This is a genomic window from Lapillicoccus sp., assembly GCF_039935575.1.
GTDB lineage: Bacteria > Actinomycetota > Actinomycetes > Actinomycetales > Dermatophilaceae > Lapillicoccus.
Genome location: NZ_JBDTKA010000018.1, coordinates 1 through 16,320, shown reverse-complemented (window position 1 = coordinate 16,320; position 16,320 = coordinate 1). Strand labels below are relative to the sequence as shown.

Sequence of the window (16,320 nt, the reverse complement as noted above, 5' to 3'; positions counted from 1 at the left end):
TGGTCCTCAGATCTCGAGGTGGACAGGTCCCGCCGCAGCGGAGACGCAGGTCTGGATGAGCTGGCCTTCGTCCCCGTGGACCTCGCCGGTGCGCAGGTCGCGGACCTGTCCGGCGAGCAACGGGGTGACGCAGCTATGGCAGATACCCATGCGGCAACCGCTGGGCATGATGACTCCGGCTTCCTCGCCGGCTTCGAGCAGCGAGGTCGAACCGTCGACCTCGATCTCCTTGTCGGAGGTCTCGAACGTCACGAGGCCTCCCTCGCCGCCGGCGCCCTCGAGCAGGACGGGGGCGAAGCGTTCGACGACCAGCTGGCCGGGCACCTGTTGGTCCCGCCACAGGTCGGTGGCCGCGTCGAGCATGGCGGCCGGACCGCAGACGTAGGCCGCCCGGCCGCGCCAGTCGGGGACGGTCGCCTCGAGGTCGGCGGTCGAGGTGAGGTCGAGCCGGCCCCGTTCGCTGGTGACCCAGTGGACGACCGTGAGACCCGGGTGCTCGGCGGAGAGTGCGCTGAGCTCCTCGCGGAACAGGGCGTCCTCGAGCGAGCGGGACGAGTGGACGAGCACGAGGTCGGCGTCGCTGCGGCGGCGGACGAGGGTACGGACCATCGACATCACGGGGGTGAGCCCGCTGCCGGCGGTCAGCATCAGAAGCGGCCGAGGATGCTCGGGGAGCACGAAGTCGCCCTGCGGCGGCGCGAGGAACAGGACGTCGCCGACCCGAGTGTGTCGCACGAGCGCTTCGGAGACGGCGCCGTTCGCGGTCACGGTGATTGCGGGGTCCTCCCCGCCTGCAGTGGTCAGCGAGTAGGAGCGCCACTGTCGCACCCCGTCGATCTCGACGCCGATCCGCGCATACTGACCGGCCTCGTGGGCCCGCCAGCCGCGGCCAGGACGGAAGTGGATGGTCGCAGAGTCCGGAGTCTCCGGAACGACGGCCGTCACGACTCCGCGCAGCTGCCGCGACGAGCTGAGCGGGTTGACCAGCGAGAGGAAGTCCTCCGGTGCCAGGGGCGTGGTGAAGACCGACGCCACCCGGCTCAACGGACTGATCCTGCTCATACTCCAGTTTCGCAGCCGATGGGTCCTTCGGGCTGCTGGTGGGACATACGATGTCGACCAGAAAACTATCTCGGTACGACAGGAAAAGAGGCTAGCTCTTGGCTGGCACCGCGTCAGATCCGCCTTGGGTGGCGGTCCCCGCACAGATCAGCGACGTGCTCCGCCCCCATCTGTCCGAGCTGGTGAAGGAGGTCATCGACGCAGTCGCCGTCGCGGTCCCAGCCTATGCGCGGCCCTTGGAGGGTCGGTTCGGGGAGGGCGTCCGGCAAGGGGTCGAGGTCGCCCTCGGCCGGTTCCTCGAGCTGCCCGGGACCACCTCGCCGGCGCTCTCGCCCGAGAGCCGACGCGTGTATGCGGCGCTCGGCCGCGGTGAGGTCAGGCAGGGTCGCACCTTGCAGGGTCTGCTGGCCGCCTACCGGGCGGGTGCGCGGGTCACGCTGAGACGGATGTCCGAAGGCGCGATCCAGTCGGGGATGGACACCGAGTCGATCGTCGCCCTCGGCGAGTCGGTGCTGGCATACATCGAGGAGCTCTCGGCAGCGAGCGCGGACGGTTTCGCGTTCGAACAGTCCGAGCGTGCCGGCGAGATGGACCGGCGACGCGCCGAGCTCGTCGAGCTACTCCTGCACGGGCAGGCGGACGAGGCGGCCGTCCAAGGCGCTGCCGCGGCCGCGGGCTGGGTCCTGCCGGCCCGGCTCGTCGCGGTCACGATGCCCCTGGAGGAAGCGTCGGGGGTCCGGTTCCGGCTCGGGTCGCGGGCTCTGACGATCGCGCGGCCGACCGATGCGGTCGCCCTGGTCGCTGCGCCCAGGTCCGCGCGGCAACGGGCAGACCTCGCCAGGTCGCTGCGTGGGCGCGGTGCGTTCGTCGGGCCGGCGCGCGACTGGCTCCGGCTGCCGGAGTCGTTGCGGCTGGCCACCTTGGCGGCAACCGCACTCGGGGGGTCCACGTCGGAGGGCGAGCCGTTCTGGGTCGACGAGCACCTCGCCGAGCTCATCCTGGGCGCCGAGTCGCTGGCTCTGCACGACCTTGCCGAGACCCGGCTGGCTCCCCTGGCCGCGCTGCGTCCCGGCGCCAGGGAGAAGCTGACGGCGACCCTGTTGTCCTGGTTGCGACATTGGGGCCAGCGGGGACTGGTCGCGCAGGAGCTCAACATCCATCCGCAGACGGTCGGGTATCGGCTCAACCAGCTGCGAGAGCTGTTCGGTGGGACCTTGGACGACCCTCAGGCCCGGTTCGAGCTGGAGCTGGTGCTTCGCGCCGGCCACGGCTGAGGGCCGGGATACCCGACCGTACTTCGACCACGGCCGGCTTGCCCCCGCGAGACCGAGTCGCTGCCCCGAACTGCGGCGGAGACGATGTCAGGGTCGCTCGGGTGGGTGGATGACGACGCAGCAGCGACCCTCGTGCGGAGTCAGCTCGGCGCGTTCGGTGGGCTCTCCCACGCCTTCGAGCAGGCCGTCGATGAGGTCGAGGTTGAGGTTGCATACCAGGTCGGTATGGGTCTGGGAGAGCTGGTGGAAGGGGCAGTTGCGTAGCTCGATGTCGCCGTCAGGAGTGTGGGCCGGTTCGTAGCCGAGCTCGTGGAGAGCAGTGTCTAGGTCTGCTCCGGCGGCGGCACGGCCGGTTTCGCGCGCGTGGCGGGTTGCGGCAGCACGCACCGCTCCCGTCTGGTCCGCCTCGACTGCCTCAGCAAGCAGGTCGGCCATTAGCAGATAGCTGCGGGCCGGCAACGTGACCGCCAGCTCCCGGCTCGCGCGGGAGTAGTGCTTAGCCGGACGTCCGGCTCCTGGACCGCCCCGGCGCCCCGGCGGTCGCGCGTACCCGGCCTCGATCAGTCCGGCGTCTGTCAGCTTGTCCAGGTGGTAGGCGGCAAGGGTGCGCGTGATGTGCGTTGCCTCGGCGGCATCCTCTCGCGTGACGGGGGCCTGCCGCGCGGCGACGTAGTCGTAAAGCCGACGTCGCACGGGGTCCACGAGGTTGCTCAGCTGGGGCAGGGCAGCCAGGCCGTCCTGACGTGTCCTTTTCACAACCGAAATCTATCACTAACTGGTGTTGACAAACTGATGACGGGGCGAGACTCTATCAAACACATACATTATCTATAGAGAGGATCGATGATGACCGCCACCCGTACCGATCTCGCGAACAAGGGACTGTCTGCGGTGCTCCATCGTGCCCGCACAGAGCCGGCCTACGCCGCGTTCGTACTACTGCACATCGGCTATGTCGTGCTGCCCCTGTGGATGGGGATCGACAAGTTCACCAAGGTGCTGAACACCGACTGGCCGGGCTACCTGGCCCCGTGGACGGTGAGTCTGCTGCCGTTCTCGGCACAGACCGCGATGTACCTCGTGGGAGCGGTGGAGATCGTGGCCGGGGTCCTGGTCGCACTCAAACCCCGTTACGCGGCCTACGTCGTGGCGGCCTGGTTGGCCGGCATCATCGTCAACCTGCTGACCTACTCGGGCTTCTACGACGTCGCCCTGCGCGACTTCGGGTTGCTCATCGGCGCGCTGGCACTGGCCCTGCTCGCCTCGACCTACGACCGACCCTGGACCCGGGCGGCCGGTGGGACACCGAACCAGGACGGAGCGGTCCGGTGACGCAGCCCGATGCCGCGTTCGTTCTCAACAGCAACCGGAGAAGCTCACTAACGACCGGAGAAGATGATGGCTGACTCGAGGATCGTGATCGTCGGCGGCGGACTCGGCGGCGCCAAGACCGCCCAGGGGCTGCGCGACGGCGGCTGCACCGGTTCGCTCGCGCTAGTCGGTGCCGAGGACCACCTGCCCTATGAGCGGCCACCGTTGTCCAAGGACTACCTGGCCGGCACGGCCAACCGTGAGTCGCTGGATGTCCATAACCGGCAGTGGTACGCCGACCACGAGGTCGCGCTGCGTCTGGGCGTGCGCGCCACCCAGCTCGACCGCGATGCGCACGAGGTCGTGATGGGCGATGGCACCCGGCTCGGCTACGACCAGCTGGTCCTCGCGACCGGGTCGAGAGCACGGCACATCCACATCCCAGGTTGCGACGCCAGCAACGTCCTCTACCTGCGCGACGTGGACGACAGCGACGCCCTCGGCGAGGCCCTAGGCCAGGCTCGGCGCGTCGTGACCATTGGTGCCGGGTGGATCGGTCTGGAGGTCGCGGCGACCGCACGCCAGCACGGGGTGGAGGTCGATATGGTCGAGGCCGCCCAGCTGCCCCTGCTTCGGGTGTTGGGCGCCGAGCTCGCGCAGATATTCGCCGACCTGCACCGAGAGCACGGGGTGGTCTTCCACCTCGAGGCGAGCGTGGCCGAGATCGACGTCGTTGGCGGGCGAGCGACCGGCGTCACCCTCGGTGACGGCACCCGGCTACCCGCGGACCTGGTGGTTGTCGGGGTCGGTGCGCAGCCGAACGTCGAGCTCGCACGCGACGCCGGTTTGGAGGTCGACAACGGGGTCCTCGTCGACGAGTACCTGCGTACCAGCGACCCGGACATCTACGCGGTGGGAGACATTGCGGCCCAGGCGCACCCGACTCTCGGTCGGCTGCGGGTGGAGCACTGGGCGAACGCCCTGAACCAGCCCGCCTCCGTGGCCGCCACCATCACCGGCATACCGACTCCCTATGACAAGCAGCCGTTCTTCTACACCGACCAGTACGACCTCGGCATGGAGTACCGCGGCTACGTGCCTCCCGGTGTCGAAGCGACCGTCGTCATCCGCGGCGAGCGGGACACCCGGGAGCTGCTCGCGTTCTGGCTGTCCCCGGCGGACCAGGTCCTGGCCGCAATGAACGTAAACACCTGGGATGCGGAAGACCAGATCACCGCCCTGCTCGGCGCCGGCGCGGTGGACCCGCGGCGGCTGGCCGACCCCGGCATCCCGCTCGATCAAGCGCTGAGGTAAACCGCCGAGCCGGGCGCGCAGCACGCGTCGCTCGGTCCAAACCCCGAAGAACGTTCGGTGGGCATGTTGCCCGCTGCCGACAAGGAGACCCCAATGAATCCCACACAGCACCTTTACCAAGCCGGGCAGAGCCTGTGGTTGGACTCGATCAACCGCACGATGCTTCGCGACGGCACCCTCAGCGGCTACATCGACCACCTCGCGCTGACCGGGCTCACGTCCAACCCCACCATCCTTGGTCGGGCCATGGCAGCCGGCACCGACTACGACGAGTCGTTGCGGGCTCACCTGGCAGGGGGAACACGCGAACCCGAGGAGCTGGTCTACTCCGTGGCGTTGGACGACATCACCGCGGCGGCGGACCTGTTCCGTCCCGTGTGGGATCGCACAGTTGGCGTCGATGGGTACGTCTCGATCGAGGTACCCCCGGGCCTGGCCTACGACACCGACCGCAGCATCGAGGTCGCCCGCCGGCTGCACCAGCAAGCGGGTAGGCCGAACGTGCTGGTGAAGATCCCGGGCACGCCATCGGGCCTGGTGGCGATGGAGCACCTGGTGGCCGAGGGCATCGGGATCAACGTGACCCTGTTGTTCTCCGCCGAGCACTACCAGCGGACCGCCGAGGCCTATATCCGAGCGTTGGAACGACGGGCGTGTGACGGTCTCTCGCTCGACGTGCCCTGCGTCGCATCGGTTTTCGTCAGCCGCTGGGACCAGGCCGTCGACCGTCTGCTACCCCAGGATCTGCACGGGCGCCTCGGGCTGGCCGTCGCTCAGAACGTCTACGCCTCGTACCGCAGCCTGCTCGCCGAGCAGCGCTGGACCACGCTTGCCGCGGCGGGCGCCCGACCACAACGGGTGCTCTGGGCCTCGACCTCGACCAAAGACCCGAAACTTCCCGACACCTACTATGTGGACGAGCTCGCAGCTCCCGACACCATCAACACCATGCCGGAGCAGACGCTGCTCGCCTACGCCGACCACGGTGGTCCGGTGCGGCTGATGAAACCCGACGACGCGACTGCCGAACGCTGTATGGCGACAGTCACCTCCCACGGCATCGACATCGATGCGCTCGGACAGGCCCTACAACGCCGCGGGGCCCGCGCTTTCGAAGCCGACTGGGCGACGTTGCTGGCGGCCATCTCGGTCAAGATCAACTCTCTGGCCCGCGGTCATCTGGACCCCGTCGGCTCAGCGGTCTCCGGCGGCAGGTCGAGCAACGTCCGCTGACCGGCCGGTAGCCAACTCGTCGGCCACGCAGCCGGTCGTCCCGGCTGCCTGTCGTGCCCGCACGTCCAAAGCGGCGATCGGTGGGGCTGTCGGGCTGTCGGGTGACTGCCGCGCCCAGGTGCGTCGAACTGCCCTTCTGCTGACCTCGCCCGTCTCTGCCGCTGGTGACCTGAGCGGGATTCTGGTGACGGTCGTGCTGCTGACACAATGTGCGGGCGTCGGCAGTTCGAATCTGCCGGGGCACCTAACAAAACCGCAGGTCAGCCGCCTGACCGAAGTGCGCGACATCGCCGGTAGATGCAGCCAGCGCCGCGTTGTGGCGCGTTTGTGGCACAAGGTCCTCCATCGCGAGGGCCACAACGTCGAGGTCGCCGTCGAAAGACCCGAACAGACATCGAGCGTCATGGCCGCCGGCGCTACCCGAGCATCCGCTGAACGACCTTCAAGTTCGCGCCGGATCGCACAGCCAGCCAGGCCGCCGTTTGCCTCAGATCGTGCGGCTTAAGACCTGCAATGTCAGCCGGCGCACAGGCCGGGCGAACACACGCTGACGCCAGTTGTTCAGGCGCAGCACCTGTCCGTTCGACGATGTGAACGGCGCTGCATCACCAGGTCGGCCGGCGCCGCGGGACAGCAACGCAGGCAAGAGAGGGAGGAACCGTAACCTCGCGAGTGCGATGCGACTTCGGGGTCGCCGACGAGGGGGTCGGGTTCTGAGCCAAGAGACGGGACATACCCCCTTGGATCTGAGCCTGATGCGCCATGACCCTGGCCGAGAAGTCCGTCCTGCGAAGAGGACCAGCCCCGCACGTGTACCTGTCGATGGCGACGACACGCGGCTGGGTGGCCGGTCGCGGTGTAGGACCGCATCGTGTTGCCTTCTCGGTGAATGAAACGGCCTGCAGCACAAAGCCACGTCTATCTCCTGGACGACGCGCATCGCATTCAGCCTGTCCTGTATCTGCAGGATCACTCGGGATCTCGACAACGAGTGGTCAGGGCACAGGACTGGACGAAGGGGTACGTGCCTCTAGTGGTCCCGAAAACCGGATGTCGATGGTGTCCATCGGGCGTGTAGGGCCCGTGACGCGGGGCCAGGTCTCATTGTCCGAGGATGCGCCGACAAACTCGACGAAAGCCGGGTCCGAGGAGACGATCCGCTCCATCTCCTCGCCCCTGTCGCGCGTCAGGAGCTCCTGCGGGATCGTGATGAGCTCGCCTGCGCAGGTTTCGATAGACCCTGACGGACTCGCGCGTGGAAAGCGGCCACGCAGAGCGTGAAGGGTCGCCTCTTTCCAGCTCTCGTGCGCGGACGGCTCCTGCCCGTCCAGGAGCGTGATAGCCGTTTGCCGCAACGGGTGGCCGGGGTCGCCGAACACCGTGTGGGCGGCATCGCCTCTGCGGATCGGTCGAACGCGATCAAACAGGTCTGTGGGCACGTCGTCCACGGAGGTGCTGGGCATGATGTTCACCCTTCACGAGGCACACGATGATCCGAGTGCTGACGATGTGACGCGCACGAGGCACGCCGGCCCGCGACGACCATCGGACCGCGACGACGGTTCCGCGGACGTACCCGCAACGAAGGACCTCGGCGTAGTCCGGGCTTCCCTCGGTGGAGATCTGAGCCATACCCACGTAGTCGAACACCTGTTCGGTTTGGCCCGGGGCATGACGGACGTGCCGCGGCGATCGGCGCGACGGCCTCGTTCCTTGACCACCGAACAGCTGGGCAGGGAGAACACCGTGTTGGCCGCCCAGCCCGCGCGGGTTAAGGCCTGGGTCCTCTGGGAAGCAGGGGTCGAGGAGCTGGTGCTATGCGCCGGTCATCGTTGAGCGGGCTGAGCTCGACGCTGCCGAACGTGTCTCTTGCACGATCGACCTGGCCGCCGCGATGCTCCTTGCGAGTTCGATGGGTGAGCTGCCTACGTGAGCAAGGACTTTGGTCACCCTCTGCTCGAACTGCCTTGGCGCAGAATCGAGTTGGCCAGCCGAGGCGATGGCGCCCTTCTCGTTGACCAACCACACCTGCTCGTGGCCGTGTAGCGCGTGGGCGCACAGAAGGAAGGAGCGACTCAGGCAGAGTGCTACGTATGCCGTGTCGTTGCGGCTCACCCCCTTGTCTGCGATGTCGACGAGAAAGTCTGCCTCCCAGAGGTTCTCGACCAGTGCGCGGGCGAGCGGTGCGGGGTAGCGGATCATGCTGCGTAGCGCTCCCAGCTCGCCCGACGGGTCGTCGAGGACGATACCGTGGGCCAGCTCACCCACATACGCGAAGTCGGGGACACCCAAGGGGTGCCCGGCCTGGGTGTTCCAGGTGTACACGCCGCGCTGCGCACGCACCCACGCGTCACGCACGCGGTCGAGATCGCGGTAGATCCAGTCGACGTGGACCCCGTCGATCGTCAACCAGCCCCCACCGTCGACCCAGGGTCCCCACTCCCCCTGCCGGGTGACCCGGGCGTCCGGACCAGCGAGCTCTTTGGCGAGGTCGCTCAGGGCGCCGGTGTCCACGTCACCCCGGTAGTAGAGGCCGAGATCGACGTCGGAGTCGGGGGTATGCGTCCCGCGTGCTCGACTACCCCCGAGGACAGTCCCCACGACTCCCGGGACTCCGGCGAGGCCGGCGGTGATGCGGCCGAGGTCCAGCTGCGGCGGAAGGGCGTTGTGCAGCGCGGTCGGGTGGTGGGAGTTCGTCGTTTCGTCCCAGCTCATCCCGACCTCCTTTTCACCTGCTGGGCGCTTTTTACTGCCACTGAGGAGGCTAGCCGACGTGACTGGAGTGGCTGATGGGATTGAGGTGGTTCACGGAGGCAAGGGCGAGTGATGTTGCGTGCCAACAATATCGGCGTTTGGAAAGAGTTGACGAGCACCCGGGGTGGGAGTAGTATCGAACATCAGTTCGATTCGGTTGGGCAAGGATGTGCGGGGTGACGATCGAGACGGCGACCCACGCGGACGCGCTCGCGACAGCCATGGCCGAGCGAACGCGAGACAGCTATCTCCCTGGCGATGTCGCCAACGCTCTGACGCTGTTGGCGGTGCCAGGATCGGTCCTTGGCCGCGGCCCTGATGCCGATCCGGACGACGCTGGGGTGGAGGAGGGACACGGCCCGGTGCGGTTTCGGGTGGTCTCGCGTGAGATGACGGATGCGCGGTGGGCTCACCGGGAGGCGTCGATGGTGGACCGCCCCACCGACGAGCTCGCGACGGTGTGTATCGCCGAGGAGGTCGCGGTGATCGAGGCCGCGGAGCGCGTGAAGGCGTGGGCGGACTTCCAGACGTTGGCCGCGCTGCGGCGGCTGCGCGATCTGGTGGGGCACGAGTGTTGGGAGATCCAGGCGCGGCTCGGCTATGCCGACAAGGCAGTCCTGTCGCCGGAGCAGCGGCTGGTCGAGGCCAACAGCGCCACGGTCGACGAGGTCGCCCTTGCCACGGGCCTGTCCGAGGGTGACGTCCACCGGCGTCTGAGATTGGCTATGGACGAGGACGCGCGTGGTGAGCTGGTGCTGTCGGCGTTGGCGGTGGGGCGGGTGAGCCTGGACCGGTCTTCGCGGATCGTCGAGGCGACCGCGGGGTTGGACCCGGAGACCGCGAACGCCATCGCGGCACGCCTGCTCGCCCCGATTCCCGACGGGAGTGTCCGGTCCCACCGCTCGTTCCTGCGTGAGTTGGGGCGACAGGTGACCCTGCATCGTGTGGACCCGGTGCAGGCGCGGGCCGACGCACTGTCGCGGCGGACGGCATACGGGCGTCTCGACGACGACTGCAGCGCCACCTTGACCATCACCGGGGAGGGCGGCCGCGTCGTTGCGGCGCTGGATCGGGTGGAGATGATCAGCCGGCAGCTGCGGGCCCAAGGCGACCCGCGCACGCTGGAGAACCTCCGTTCGGACGTCGCACTCGACCTGATCCTCACCGGGTGGGGCGACCGTGACACCGGGGCCGACACCGCCAGGGACGCGGTGGGGCTCAAGGGCGTCGTGCCAGCGGCCCGCGTCAACCTGGTGATGTCCCTGTCGACGATGCTCGGTCTCGACGACGCGCCAGCGGAGATCCCCGGTTGGGGTTTCGTCTCCGCGGCCTACGCCCGCCAGATCGCGGTCTCGCAGGGTTCCGTATGGCGCCGCCTGGTCACCGACCCGGTCACCGGCGCCGCCCTCGACCTGTCGACCCAGCGGTACCGCCCCACCGCCGCGATGGCCGATCTGGTCGCCGCGATCGACGGGATGTGCCGTGCACCGGGATGCACCGTCAGCCCGGCCTGGTCCGACCTCGACCACGAGACACCCTGGCCGCTCGGCAGGACGTCGGTCGACAACCTCAGCGTCAAACACCGGCGGCATCACAACCACAAGACTCGGCGCACTTGGCGCAGCACGGCCGACTCCGAAGGCACCATCACCTGGACCACCTTGAGCGGCCGGACCTACCTCACCCGACGACGCGACTACCAAGAACCCCTCAGCCGACCCGCCACAGCCGACGAGATCGCCACCGCCCAACAGTTCGAACCACCACCCTTCTGAGCGGACGGCTGTTGGTGGTCGTGATCTCGTGTCCTGACGGGATTTCTGGTGACGGTCGAGCTGCTGACACAATGTGCGGGCGCCGCGCCCAGTCGTGCTTATCGGACGCCAATTCTCACCGGACGCGCCCGCCCTCGTAGCTCAGGGGATAGAGCACCGCTCTCCTAAAGCGGGTGTCGGCAGTTCGAATCTGCCCGGGGGCACCACACGTTTACGCAGGTCAGAGCCCATTTTGGCTCCCCGCACCGGTCCTCTGGTCCGACTCGCTGGCGCCTTGGGTGCCCGCTGGGTGCCCGAGTGCCCGGTTTACCCTCTCGAGGGCAGCCCGGTCGGCGTCTGTGCCCATCAGGTGCCCGTACGTGTCCAGCGTCAGCTTCGCCGTCGAATGACCCAGCCACGACGACACCGTCTTGATGTCGACACCGGCCGCGATCCATAGACTCGCCGCGGTATGCCTGAGGTCGTGGGGACGCCGACCCAGGCCGGTCGACGACCAATGCACCGACCGGCGCCAGTTCTGCGCATGCAGGTAACCGCCCTTCGGCGCGGGGAACAGTAGGTCATCAGGTGCGCGACCAACCGACCACTCCGCCACTATCGGCCGGACCCGGTCGGACAGCGGAACCACCCGTGATCGACCACTCTTAGTCGTCGCACGCTCGATCACCGCACCAGTTCGACCCGACTGCGGCACCGACCGCTTTACCACCAGGCCGGGATAGGGCACCGCATCCACGTCCCGGACCCGTAGACCGCGCAACTCCCCCATCCGGACCCCGGTCAACGCCAGTACCAGAGTGATTTCGGCATACCGACCCGCGCACTCCCGCTGCGTCTCGACGACGCGCAGCAGCAGCTCGAGCGGGAACGGGTCGACCTCGACCACCTTCCCCGTCCGTGAATCCCGGCGAGGCAACGGCACGTCCTCAGCCGGCGACAGCCGCAGCCGACGCGTCCGCACCGCGAACCGGAACAGCCCCCGCAACGTCGTCCGCACTCGAGCCGCCGTCCGCACCGACCTTGACACCGCGAGATCCGTCAAGAACCGCTCGACCTGGACCGGGGACACCGACGAGATGGGCAACCGTCCGAACGCCAGGACGATGTGCACCCGCAGGGCGCTCTCATCCGACTCCCACGACCTCACCCTGCCGTGCGTCTCGATATTCGTCCGCCAACGCCCCGACCGTTATCCGGCCAGCCGCGGGAGCGACGAACTCCCCCGAAATCAACAGCCGCTTCTGCTCGGCCTCCCAAAGCTGGGCATCGCCGGTTCCCGCAGCGGATGTGCAGTAGCCCGAGCGCCTCCCCCGTCGTCAAGTACGTCGAGAGGACCTCCCCGGTGGCCTTGTCGACCGTGGTGCTCGACCCCCGAAGCCGGATCGGGTGGGCGCAGTGTCCGACCCGGGCGGCGGTCCAGGCCCGAGACAGCAACCGGGCGATCACCTCGGCCTCGGTACGTGTCGACAGGGGTCGGTAGGTCCAGCCCGGCATCCTCCCCGAACCCCGCGAACGCCTGCCGGGGTAGGGAGGGCGCTGGACTCGGCCGACCGGTCCTGGGTCAGCCCTCGCCGCCGAGAGCGACGGACAGGGACGGCACCGGTTCGTTTGGGGCGGCACCTTCGATGATGCGTAGGTGAACCGGCCGGGCAGCTGTCGCGGCAGGCGCCGTCGTGCCGATGTCGAGGTGTTACACAGGGCGTAGCGGTTGACGAGGGCGGCGATGACGTCCTCGGTGACGTGGGTGAACCGGACCCGGACGGGTTCGGGGCTGCCGTCGAGGACAACGTAACCGACTCCGGGGAGGGACTCGCGGATCTGGTCGCAGCGGGCTCCGCGGGCGCGGGCTCCTCGGCCGAGGACCATGTCGACCTCGTCTGCGGACACAGGCGGAGGGCGATGCGGGTGGGAACAGGTCCCGCCGGGCGATCACGTCCTTCCCTGGGTCCTGCACCGCCCCGACCACCAGCACCCCGACCGCGCGGCCCTGAGACAGCAGTAGGGACGGGGCGGCGGTGATCCGCTGCTTCGCCTCCCGGTCAGTGACGTACGCAGTCAATGAGGCAATCTCGTCGACCACCATCACGATCAACGGCTCGCCCACCGTCGGGGCGTGAAGCCTTGTCTTGCCGCGGAGGGCGGCTTGCCGGCGGCGCACTACGGGCTCTTCACAATGCAGGGTGTAGGCGGGGTGGGCGCGTCGGTGCGCGACCGCGTGGACACCGACAGCCACACCGGCTGAACAACAACCTCACGTGGAGAGCCCGGTGCGGTGAGAATCGCACGCCGGGTTCGGCGGGCGGTCCGGGGAAACGGAGCGGCAGTAATGCCGCCACCGCGCCCCGGGCCGACCCAACTGGCGGCACACTCGCCCTGCCGACAAAGGGCGACAAGTACGTGACCGTGATCATCGACCTCACCCCAATCCGTAGCAAGACCGGGCCGGCCCGGTTGTTGAACATGCTCGAACGCCGCTCAAAGCAGGCGTTCAAGGCGTGGCTCGCAGGGCTGGGCGCGACGGGGTGGAGGTGGTCGCGATGGACGGGTTCACCGGGTTCAAGACCGCCACCACTGAGGAGCTGCCCGGCAGCTGTCAACACGGTTGCGGTGATGGATCCGTTCCACGTCGTGCGGCTGGCCGGTGACGCGTTGGACCAGTGCCGACGCCGGGTCCAGCAGGACACCCGTGGACACCGCGGCCATACCGGCGACCCGCTGTATGCGGCCCGGCCGACCCTGCACACCGGCGCTGGCCTGCTCACCGACAAGCAGCACCAACATCTCGAGGCCCTGTTCGGGGTTGAGGAGCACGTCGAGGTGGAGGCAAATGGGGGATCTACCAGGCGATGATCACCGCCTACCGCGAACCCGACCGACCCCCGAGGCCGGGAGCTGGTGAGCACGCTGATCGACTCGGTCAGCAGAAGTCCGGGCGGTCGATAGCGCCTCCATGACCGACGGCTTACCCGCGCTCCTCGCTGCACTCGGCGAGCGGTCGTACGCGATCGTCAGCAACAACTCCACCGACTCAGTCGAGAAATTCGCGGCGCTGCACCTTGGCGGGCGGCCACCCGCCGTCATCTTCGGCAAACCTGCACTAAGGCCAGACTTGATGAAGCCGAGTCCCTACCTGCTCAACGCCGTCCTCGAAAAGCTGGACCGACTCCCCGACGAGGCCGTGTTCGTCGGTGACGCGGTCAGCGACACCAGGCCGGGAACGCCGCCAACGTAGCGACCATCGGCTACGCCAACAAGCCAGGCAAAGCCGAGGCCCAATCCGACGCCGGTGCCGGAGCCGTCATCACCTCCCTCACCGACCTCATTCCCTGACGCGGTGGGCGTGTCTGGAACGTGTGATCGTCAGCCGATCTGCAAGGAATCTCGGCCACCTGTCGCGCATACCTAAACACGACCGATCCGCGGCATGAGCGAGTGTTCTCGAGTACGTGTTGCGCTCCAACATCACCTTTCAATCCTCCCGCCCCAAAGGGATATCCGCCCGTCACGACCCCCCACGCTTACCCACCAATCGGATCTAGGCTCATTCACGGCAGGTGATAAACTTGGAGGTTCTTACCGATGTTCGCGGTGAACAAATAGCCATCGGCGAATACGGTCTGTGCGAAAGTATTGCCTCCGGTGTTGAGGGTCCGGATGATCTGTCCTGTTTTGGCGTCGACCAGGTACACAGCGTTCGGTGTTGCGGTGAAATCGTACGTGCCGACGGCGACCATCCCTGCACCGTTCACGGTGGGGCTGGAAAGAACAGAGTTGGGAAGGCCCGTCTCCCAGAGAAACGCGCCTGTGAGCGGGTCAATGCGGCGAACTGATCCCCGGTAGGCGACACCGTTAATCGTTGTCGGGTCGCCGACCATGTAGAGATAGGTGCCGTCGTATGCTGCGGCTGCCGAACATTGAGCTGGACTCGCCGATGAGGATTTCGCGCCGATCCGCACCTTCCAGGCCAAACTCATGGTGGCGCGGTCTAGAGCGTAGTACATGCCGTTCTTGCTACACGCCCCGACAAACTGGCCGAAAATGGTGGGCGATCCTCCGAAGTCTCCGTCCCCCCCGAGCTCAGCGTCGGGGACTGTGTAGGAACCGAGCTTGGTCAACGTGGCACCGTCCAACTTCACAATCGAGACAGAGTCGTAGCGGTTCAACGTGTTTTTCGGTTGAGTACCGGTGCTCGCGTATACGCTGCCGTCGCTGTCAACGGCGACGCTGGTCCAGACGCCGCCACCCAGCAAACCCGCGGGGACGGTGTAGAAGCGGGCGAACTCGGCGCCAGAGGATTGGTCGTACCCGACCACGGCGCCGCGGGTGAGGGGCTTGTCGCAGTGGGAGGCGCTACCGACATAGATCCTCCCGTTGGCCACTGTCGGTGACGACCATTGGAAATAGTCGCTGACCGTAGACGACGGGAGGTCGACCACCGACCGCCACTTCACGGTTAGGTTTGCGGCGTCGAGCGCGTAAAGATATCCGTCAGGAGCAGCGATATAGACGGTGTCCGCTCCGGTCGAAGGGTCAGCTGCAACTGTCGCAGTGGCGATGAAGCCGCGGGCAAGGCAGGTCAGCTTAGGCCGGTACCCGATGAATACCTTGTTGAGCACCGCGCCAGTCGCGAGGTCCAACCGGTAAAAGTAGCCGTTGTTCGAGCCTAAATACACCGCACCGTCTGCGACGGTCGGGCTCGAAAAGAGAGAGGGCCCCGGTTGCCCGGTCATCGTCGCCGCGTCCCCGCGCCAATGCCACTTCTGGGCCAACTGCCCCACATTCGAAGGAGTTACTGTCGTATCATTCGGATTGTAGGAAGTATGCGTGCTACCACTCAGGTAGCCGGTCCAGTCCTGCAACCCCACTGCATTCGCCGGGACGACCGTCGACAGGCAAAGAGTGCCCATAATCATGAACCAGATAACGGCGAGCCCTGGTTTCTTGCGATACGCCGTTGCTGAAACTTTGCGCATATCCACCCATTTCTATCGTTTGTGACTAGGGTTTTTGTTCTTGTTGAGTCAAAAGCCCAGTCCGGGTCGTAGGGACGCGGGATGAGTCGCAGATCCGTTGATGCGCGGTAGCCCCAGGATGTCCTGGGCAGTGCCGACGAGGGTGTAGAGGCTCTGGTCTGAGGCGTCGGTGGCGCCAGGCGGGATGAACGCCGACATCACGACCGTGGGGATGTCGCAGGAGGGGGTGCAGGGTGTACGTCGTCGGGTGCGAACAGTCCTCCCGGGCCCTACTTGGGCCCTCTCCCTCGTCCCAGGTGAGCACTATCAGGGTGTTCCCGTTCAGGTAGTTCGGCGAGGAGAGCAGTGGCGGCAGGAAGGTGCTGAGCCAGGTGTCTCCTGCGGTGATCCGGGTCGCCTCGGTGCCCGGACAGCCGCTCTGGTAGTGCATGTTGTGGCACTGGTTTGGCGTGACCCAGGACAAGGCGGGCAGACTGGCGGGGTCGAACTGGGTAAGCGGCACGTCGTTGCTGGAGCAGTAGTTGACTGGAGTGCGCAGGTCGGTGTACCAGAAGGCCGGGTTGTGACCCTTCTGGTAGGTCACCTGCGAGCCCCCGCAGTTACTCGCCATGGACTCCTCGTAGG

The 16,320-nt window shown here is 67.2% G+C and carries 15 protein-coding genes, 1 tRNA gene and 1 pseudogene; 9 read left to right on the top strand and 8 right to left on the bottom strand.

Going from position 1 to position 16,320, the window contains the following annotated elements; all coding sequences use genetic code 11:
• Positions 1–6: 6 nt before the first annotated feature.
• Positions 7–1,062, bottom strand: coding sequence for a ferredoxin reductase (locus ABI385_RS02150; protein WP_348102084.1), 1,056 nt, complete (start codon positions 1,060–1,062; stop codon positions 7–9).
• Between the two features lie 128 nt (positions 1,063–1,190).
• On the opposite strand from ABI385_RS02150, the gene ABI385_RS02145 reads away from it, so the two are divergent.
• Positions 1,191–2,336 (top strand): helix-turn-helix domain-containing protein, encoded by a 1,146-nt coding sequence (locus ABI385_RS02145; protein WP_348102083.1) that lies wholly within the window; start codon positions 1,191–1,193, stop codon positions 2,334–2,336.
• A gap of 87 nt (positions 2,337–2,423) precedes the next feature.
• On the opposite strand, the gene ABI385_RS02140 is transcribed toward ABI385_RS02145, so the two are convergent.
• Positions 2,424–3,092 (bottom strand): helix-turn-helix domain-containing protein, encoded by a 669-nt coding sequence (locus ABI385_RS02140; protein WP_348102082.1) that lies wholly within the window; start codon positions 3,090–3,092, stop codon positions 2,424–2,426.
• Positions 3,093–3,182: 90 nt separating this feature from the next.
• Between ABI385_RS02140 and ABI385_RS02135 the strand changes: the two genes are divergently transcribed.
• The 3 genes from ABI385_RS02135 (at position 3,183) to tal (ending at position 6,194) form a co-directional block, all read left to right on the top strand.
• Positions 3,183–3,668, top strand: a complete 486-nt coding sequence (locus ABI385_RS02135; RefSeq protein ID WP_348102081.1) for a hypothetical protein — start codon at positions 3,183–3,185, stop codon at positions 3,666–3,668.
• A gap of 66 nt (positions 3,669–3,734) precedes the next feature.
• On the top strand, positions 3,735–4,961 hold the full coding sequence (locus ABI385_RS02130; RefSeq protein WP_348102080.1) for an FAD-dependent oxidoreductase: 1,227 nt from the start codon (positions 3,735–3,737) through the stop codon (positions 4,959–4,961).
• A gap of 93 nt (positions 4,962–5,054) precedes the next feature.
• The gene (tal, locus tag ABI385_RS02125) at positions 5,055–6,194 is read left to right on the top strand and encodes a transaldolase (protein WP_348102079.1); all 1,140 of its coding nucleotides are present in this window, start codon (positions 5,055–5,057) and stop codon (positions 6,192–6,194) included.
• Between the two features lie 995 nt (positions 6,195–7,189).
• Here the strand turns inward: tal and ABI385_RS02120 are convergent.
• Together ABI385_RS02120 and ABI385_RS02115 are read right to left on the bottom strand one after the other, a co-directional pair.
• On the bottom strand, positions 7,190–7,657 hold the full coding sequence (locus ABI385_RS02120) for a hypothetical protein (RefSeq protein ID WP_348102078.1): 468 nt from the start codon (positions 7,655–7,657) through the stop codon (positions 7,190–7,192).
• A 352-nt stretch (positions 7,658–8,009) separates the two neighbouring features.
• The gene (locus ABI385_RS02115) at positions 8,010–8,909 is read right to left on the bottom strand and encodes a nucleotidyltransferase domain-containing protein (RefSeq protein ID WP_348102077.1); all 900 of its coding nucleotides are present in this window, start codon (positions 8,907–8,909) and stop codon (positions 8,010–8,012) included.
• 215 nt (positions 8,910–9,124) lie between these two features.
• Between ABI385_RS02115 and ABI385_RS02110 the strand changes: the two genes are divergently transcribed.
• Together ABI385_RS02110 and ABI385_RS02105 are read left to right on the top strand one after the other, a co-directional pair.
• On the top strand, positions 9,125–10,723 hold the full coding sequence (locus ABI385_RS02110) for an HNH endonuclease signature motif containing protein (RefSeq protein ID WP_348102076.1): 1,599 nt from the start codon (positions 9,125–9,127) through the stop codon (positions 10,721–10,723).
• Positions 10,724–10,853: 130 nt separating this feature from the next.
• Positions 10,854–10,929, top strand: a tRNA-Arg gene (locus ABI385_RS02105).
• 14 nt (positions 10,930–10,943) lie between these two features.
• Here ABI385_RS02105 and ABI385_RS02100 read toward each other — a convergent pair.
• On the bottom strand, positions 10,944–11,870 hold the full coding sequence (locus tag ABI385_RS02100; RefSeq protein WP_348102075.1) for a site-specific integrase: 927 nt from the start codon (positions 11,868–11,870) through the stop codon (positions 10,944–10,946).
• Entirely contained in the window at positions 11,867–12,217 is a 351-nt protein-coding gene (locus tag ABI385_RS18420; protein WP_407068213.1) for a replication initiator, read from the bottom strand. Before ABI385_RS18420 ends, ABI385_RS02100 begins: the two co-directional genes overlap by 4 nt.
• Before the next feature lie 619 nt (positions 12,218–12,836).
• Here ABI385_RS18420 and ABI385_RS02095 point away from each other — a divergent pair.
• The 3 genes and pseudogenes from ABI385_RS02095 (at position 12,837) to ABI385_RS02085 (ending at position 13,955) form a co-directional block, all read left to right on the top strand.
• Positions 12,837–12,965 carry a hypothetical protein gene (locus ABI385_RS02095; protein WP_348102074.1) on the top strand — a complete coding sequence of 43 codons (129 nt, stop codon included), beginning with the start codon at positions 12,837–12,839 and terminating at the stop codon, positions 12,963–12,965.
• 140 nt (positions 12,966–13,105) lie between these two features.
• Positions 13,106–13,645 (top strand): annotated as a pseudogene (locus tag ABI385_RS02090) (transposase); the annotation flags it as partial.
• Between the two features lie 28 nt (positions 13,646–13,673).
• On the top strand, positions 13,674–13,955 hold the full coding sequence (locus tag ABI385_RS02085; RefSeq protein ID WP_348102073.1) for an HAD family hydrolase: 282 nt from the start codon (positions 13,674–13,676) through the stop codon (positions 13,953–13,955).
• Between the two features lie 313 nt (positions 13,956–14,268).
• Here the strand turns inward: ABI385_RS02085 and ABI385_RS02080 are convergent, their stop codons facing one another.
• Both ABI385_RS02080 and ABI385_RS02075 read right to left on the bottom strand, forming a co-directional pair.
• Positions 14,269–15,696 (bottom strand): PQQ-binding-like beta-propeller repeat protein, encoded by a 1,428-nt coding sequence (locus ABI385_RS02080; protein ID WP_348102133.1) that lies wholly within the window; start codon positions 15,694–15,696, stop codon positions 14,269–14,271.
• Between the two features lie 25 nt (positions 15,697–15,721).
• On the bottom strand, positions 15,722–16,320 hold a 599-nt coding region (locus ABI385_RS02075; RefSeq protein WP_348102072.1), incomplete at its 5' end, for an alkaline phosphatase family protein.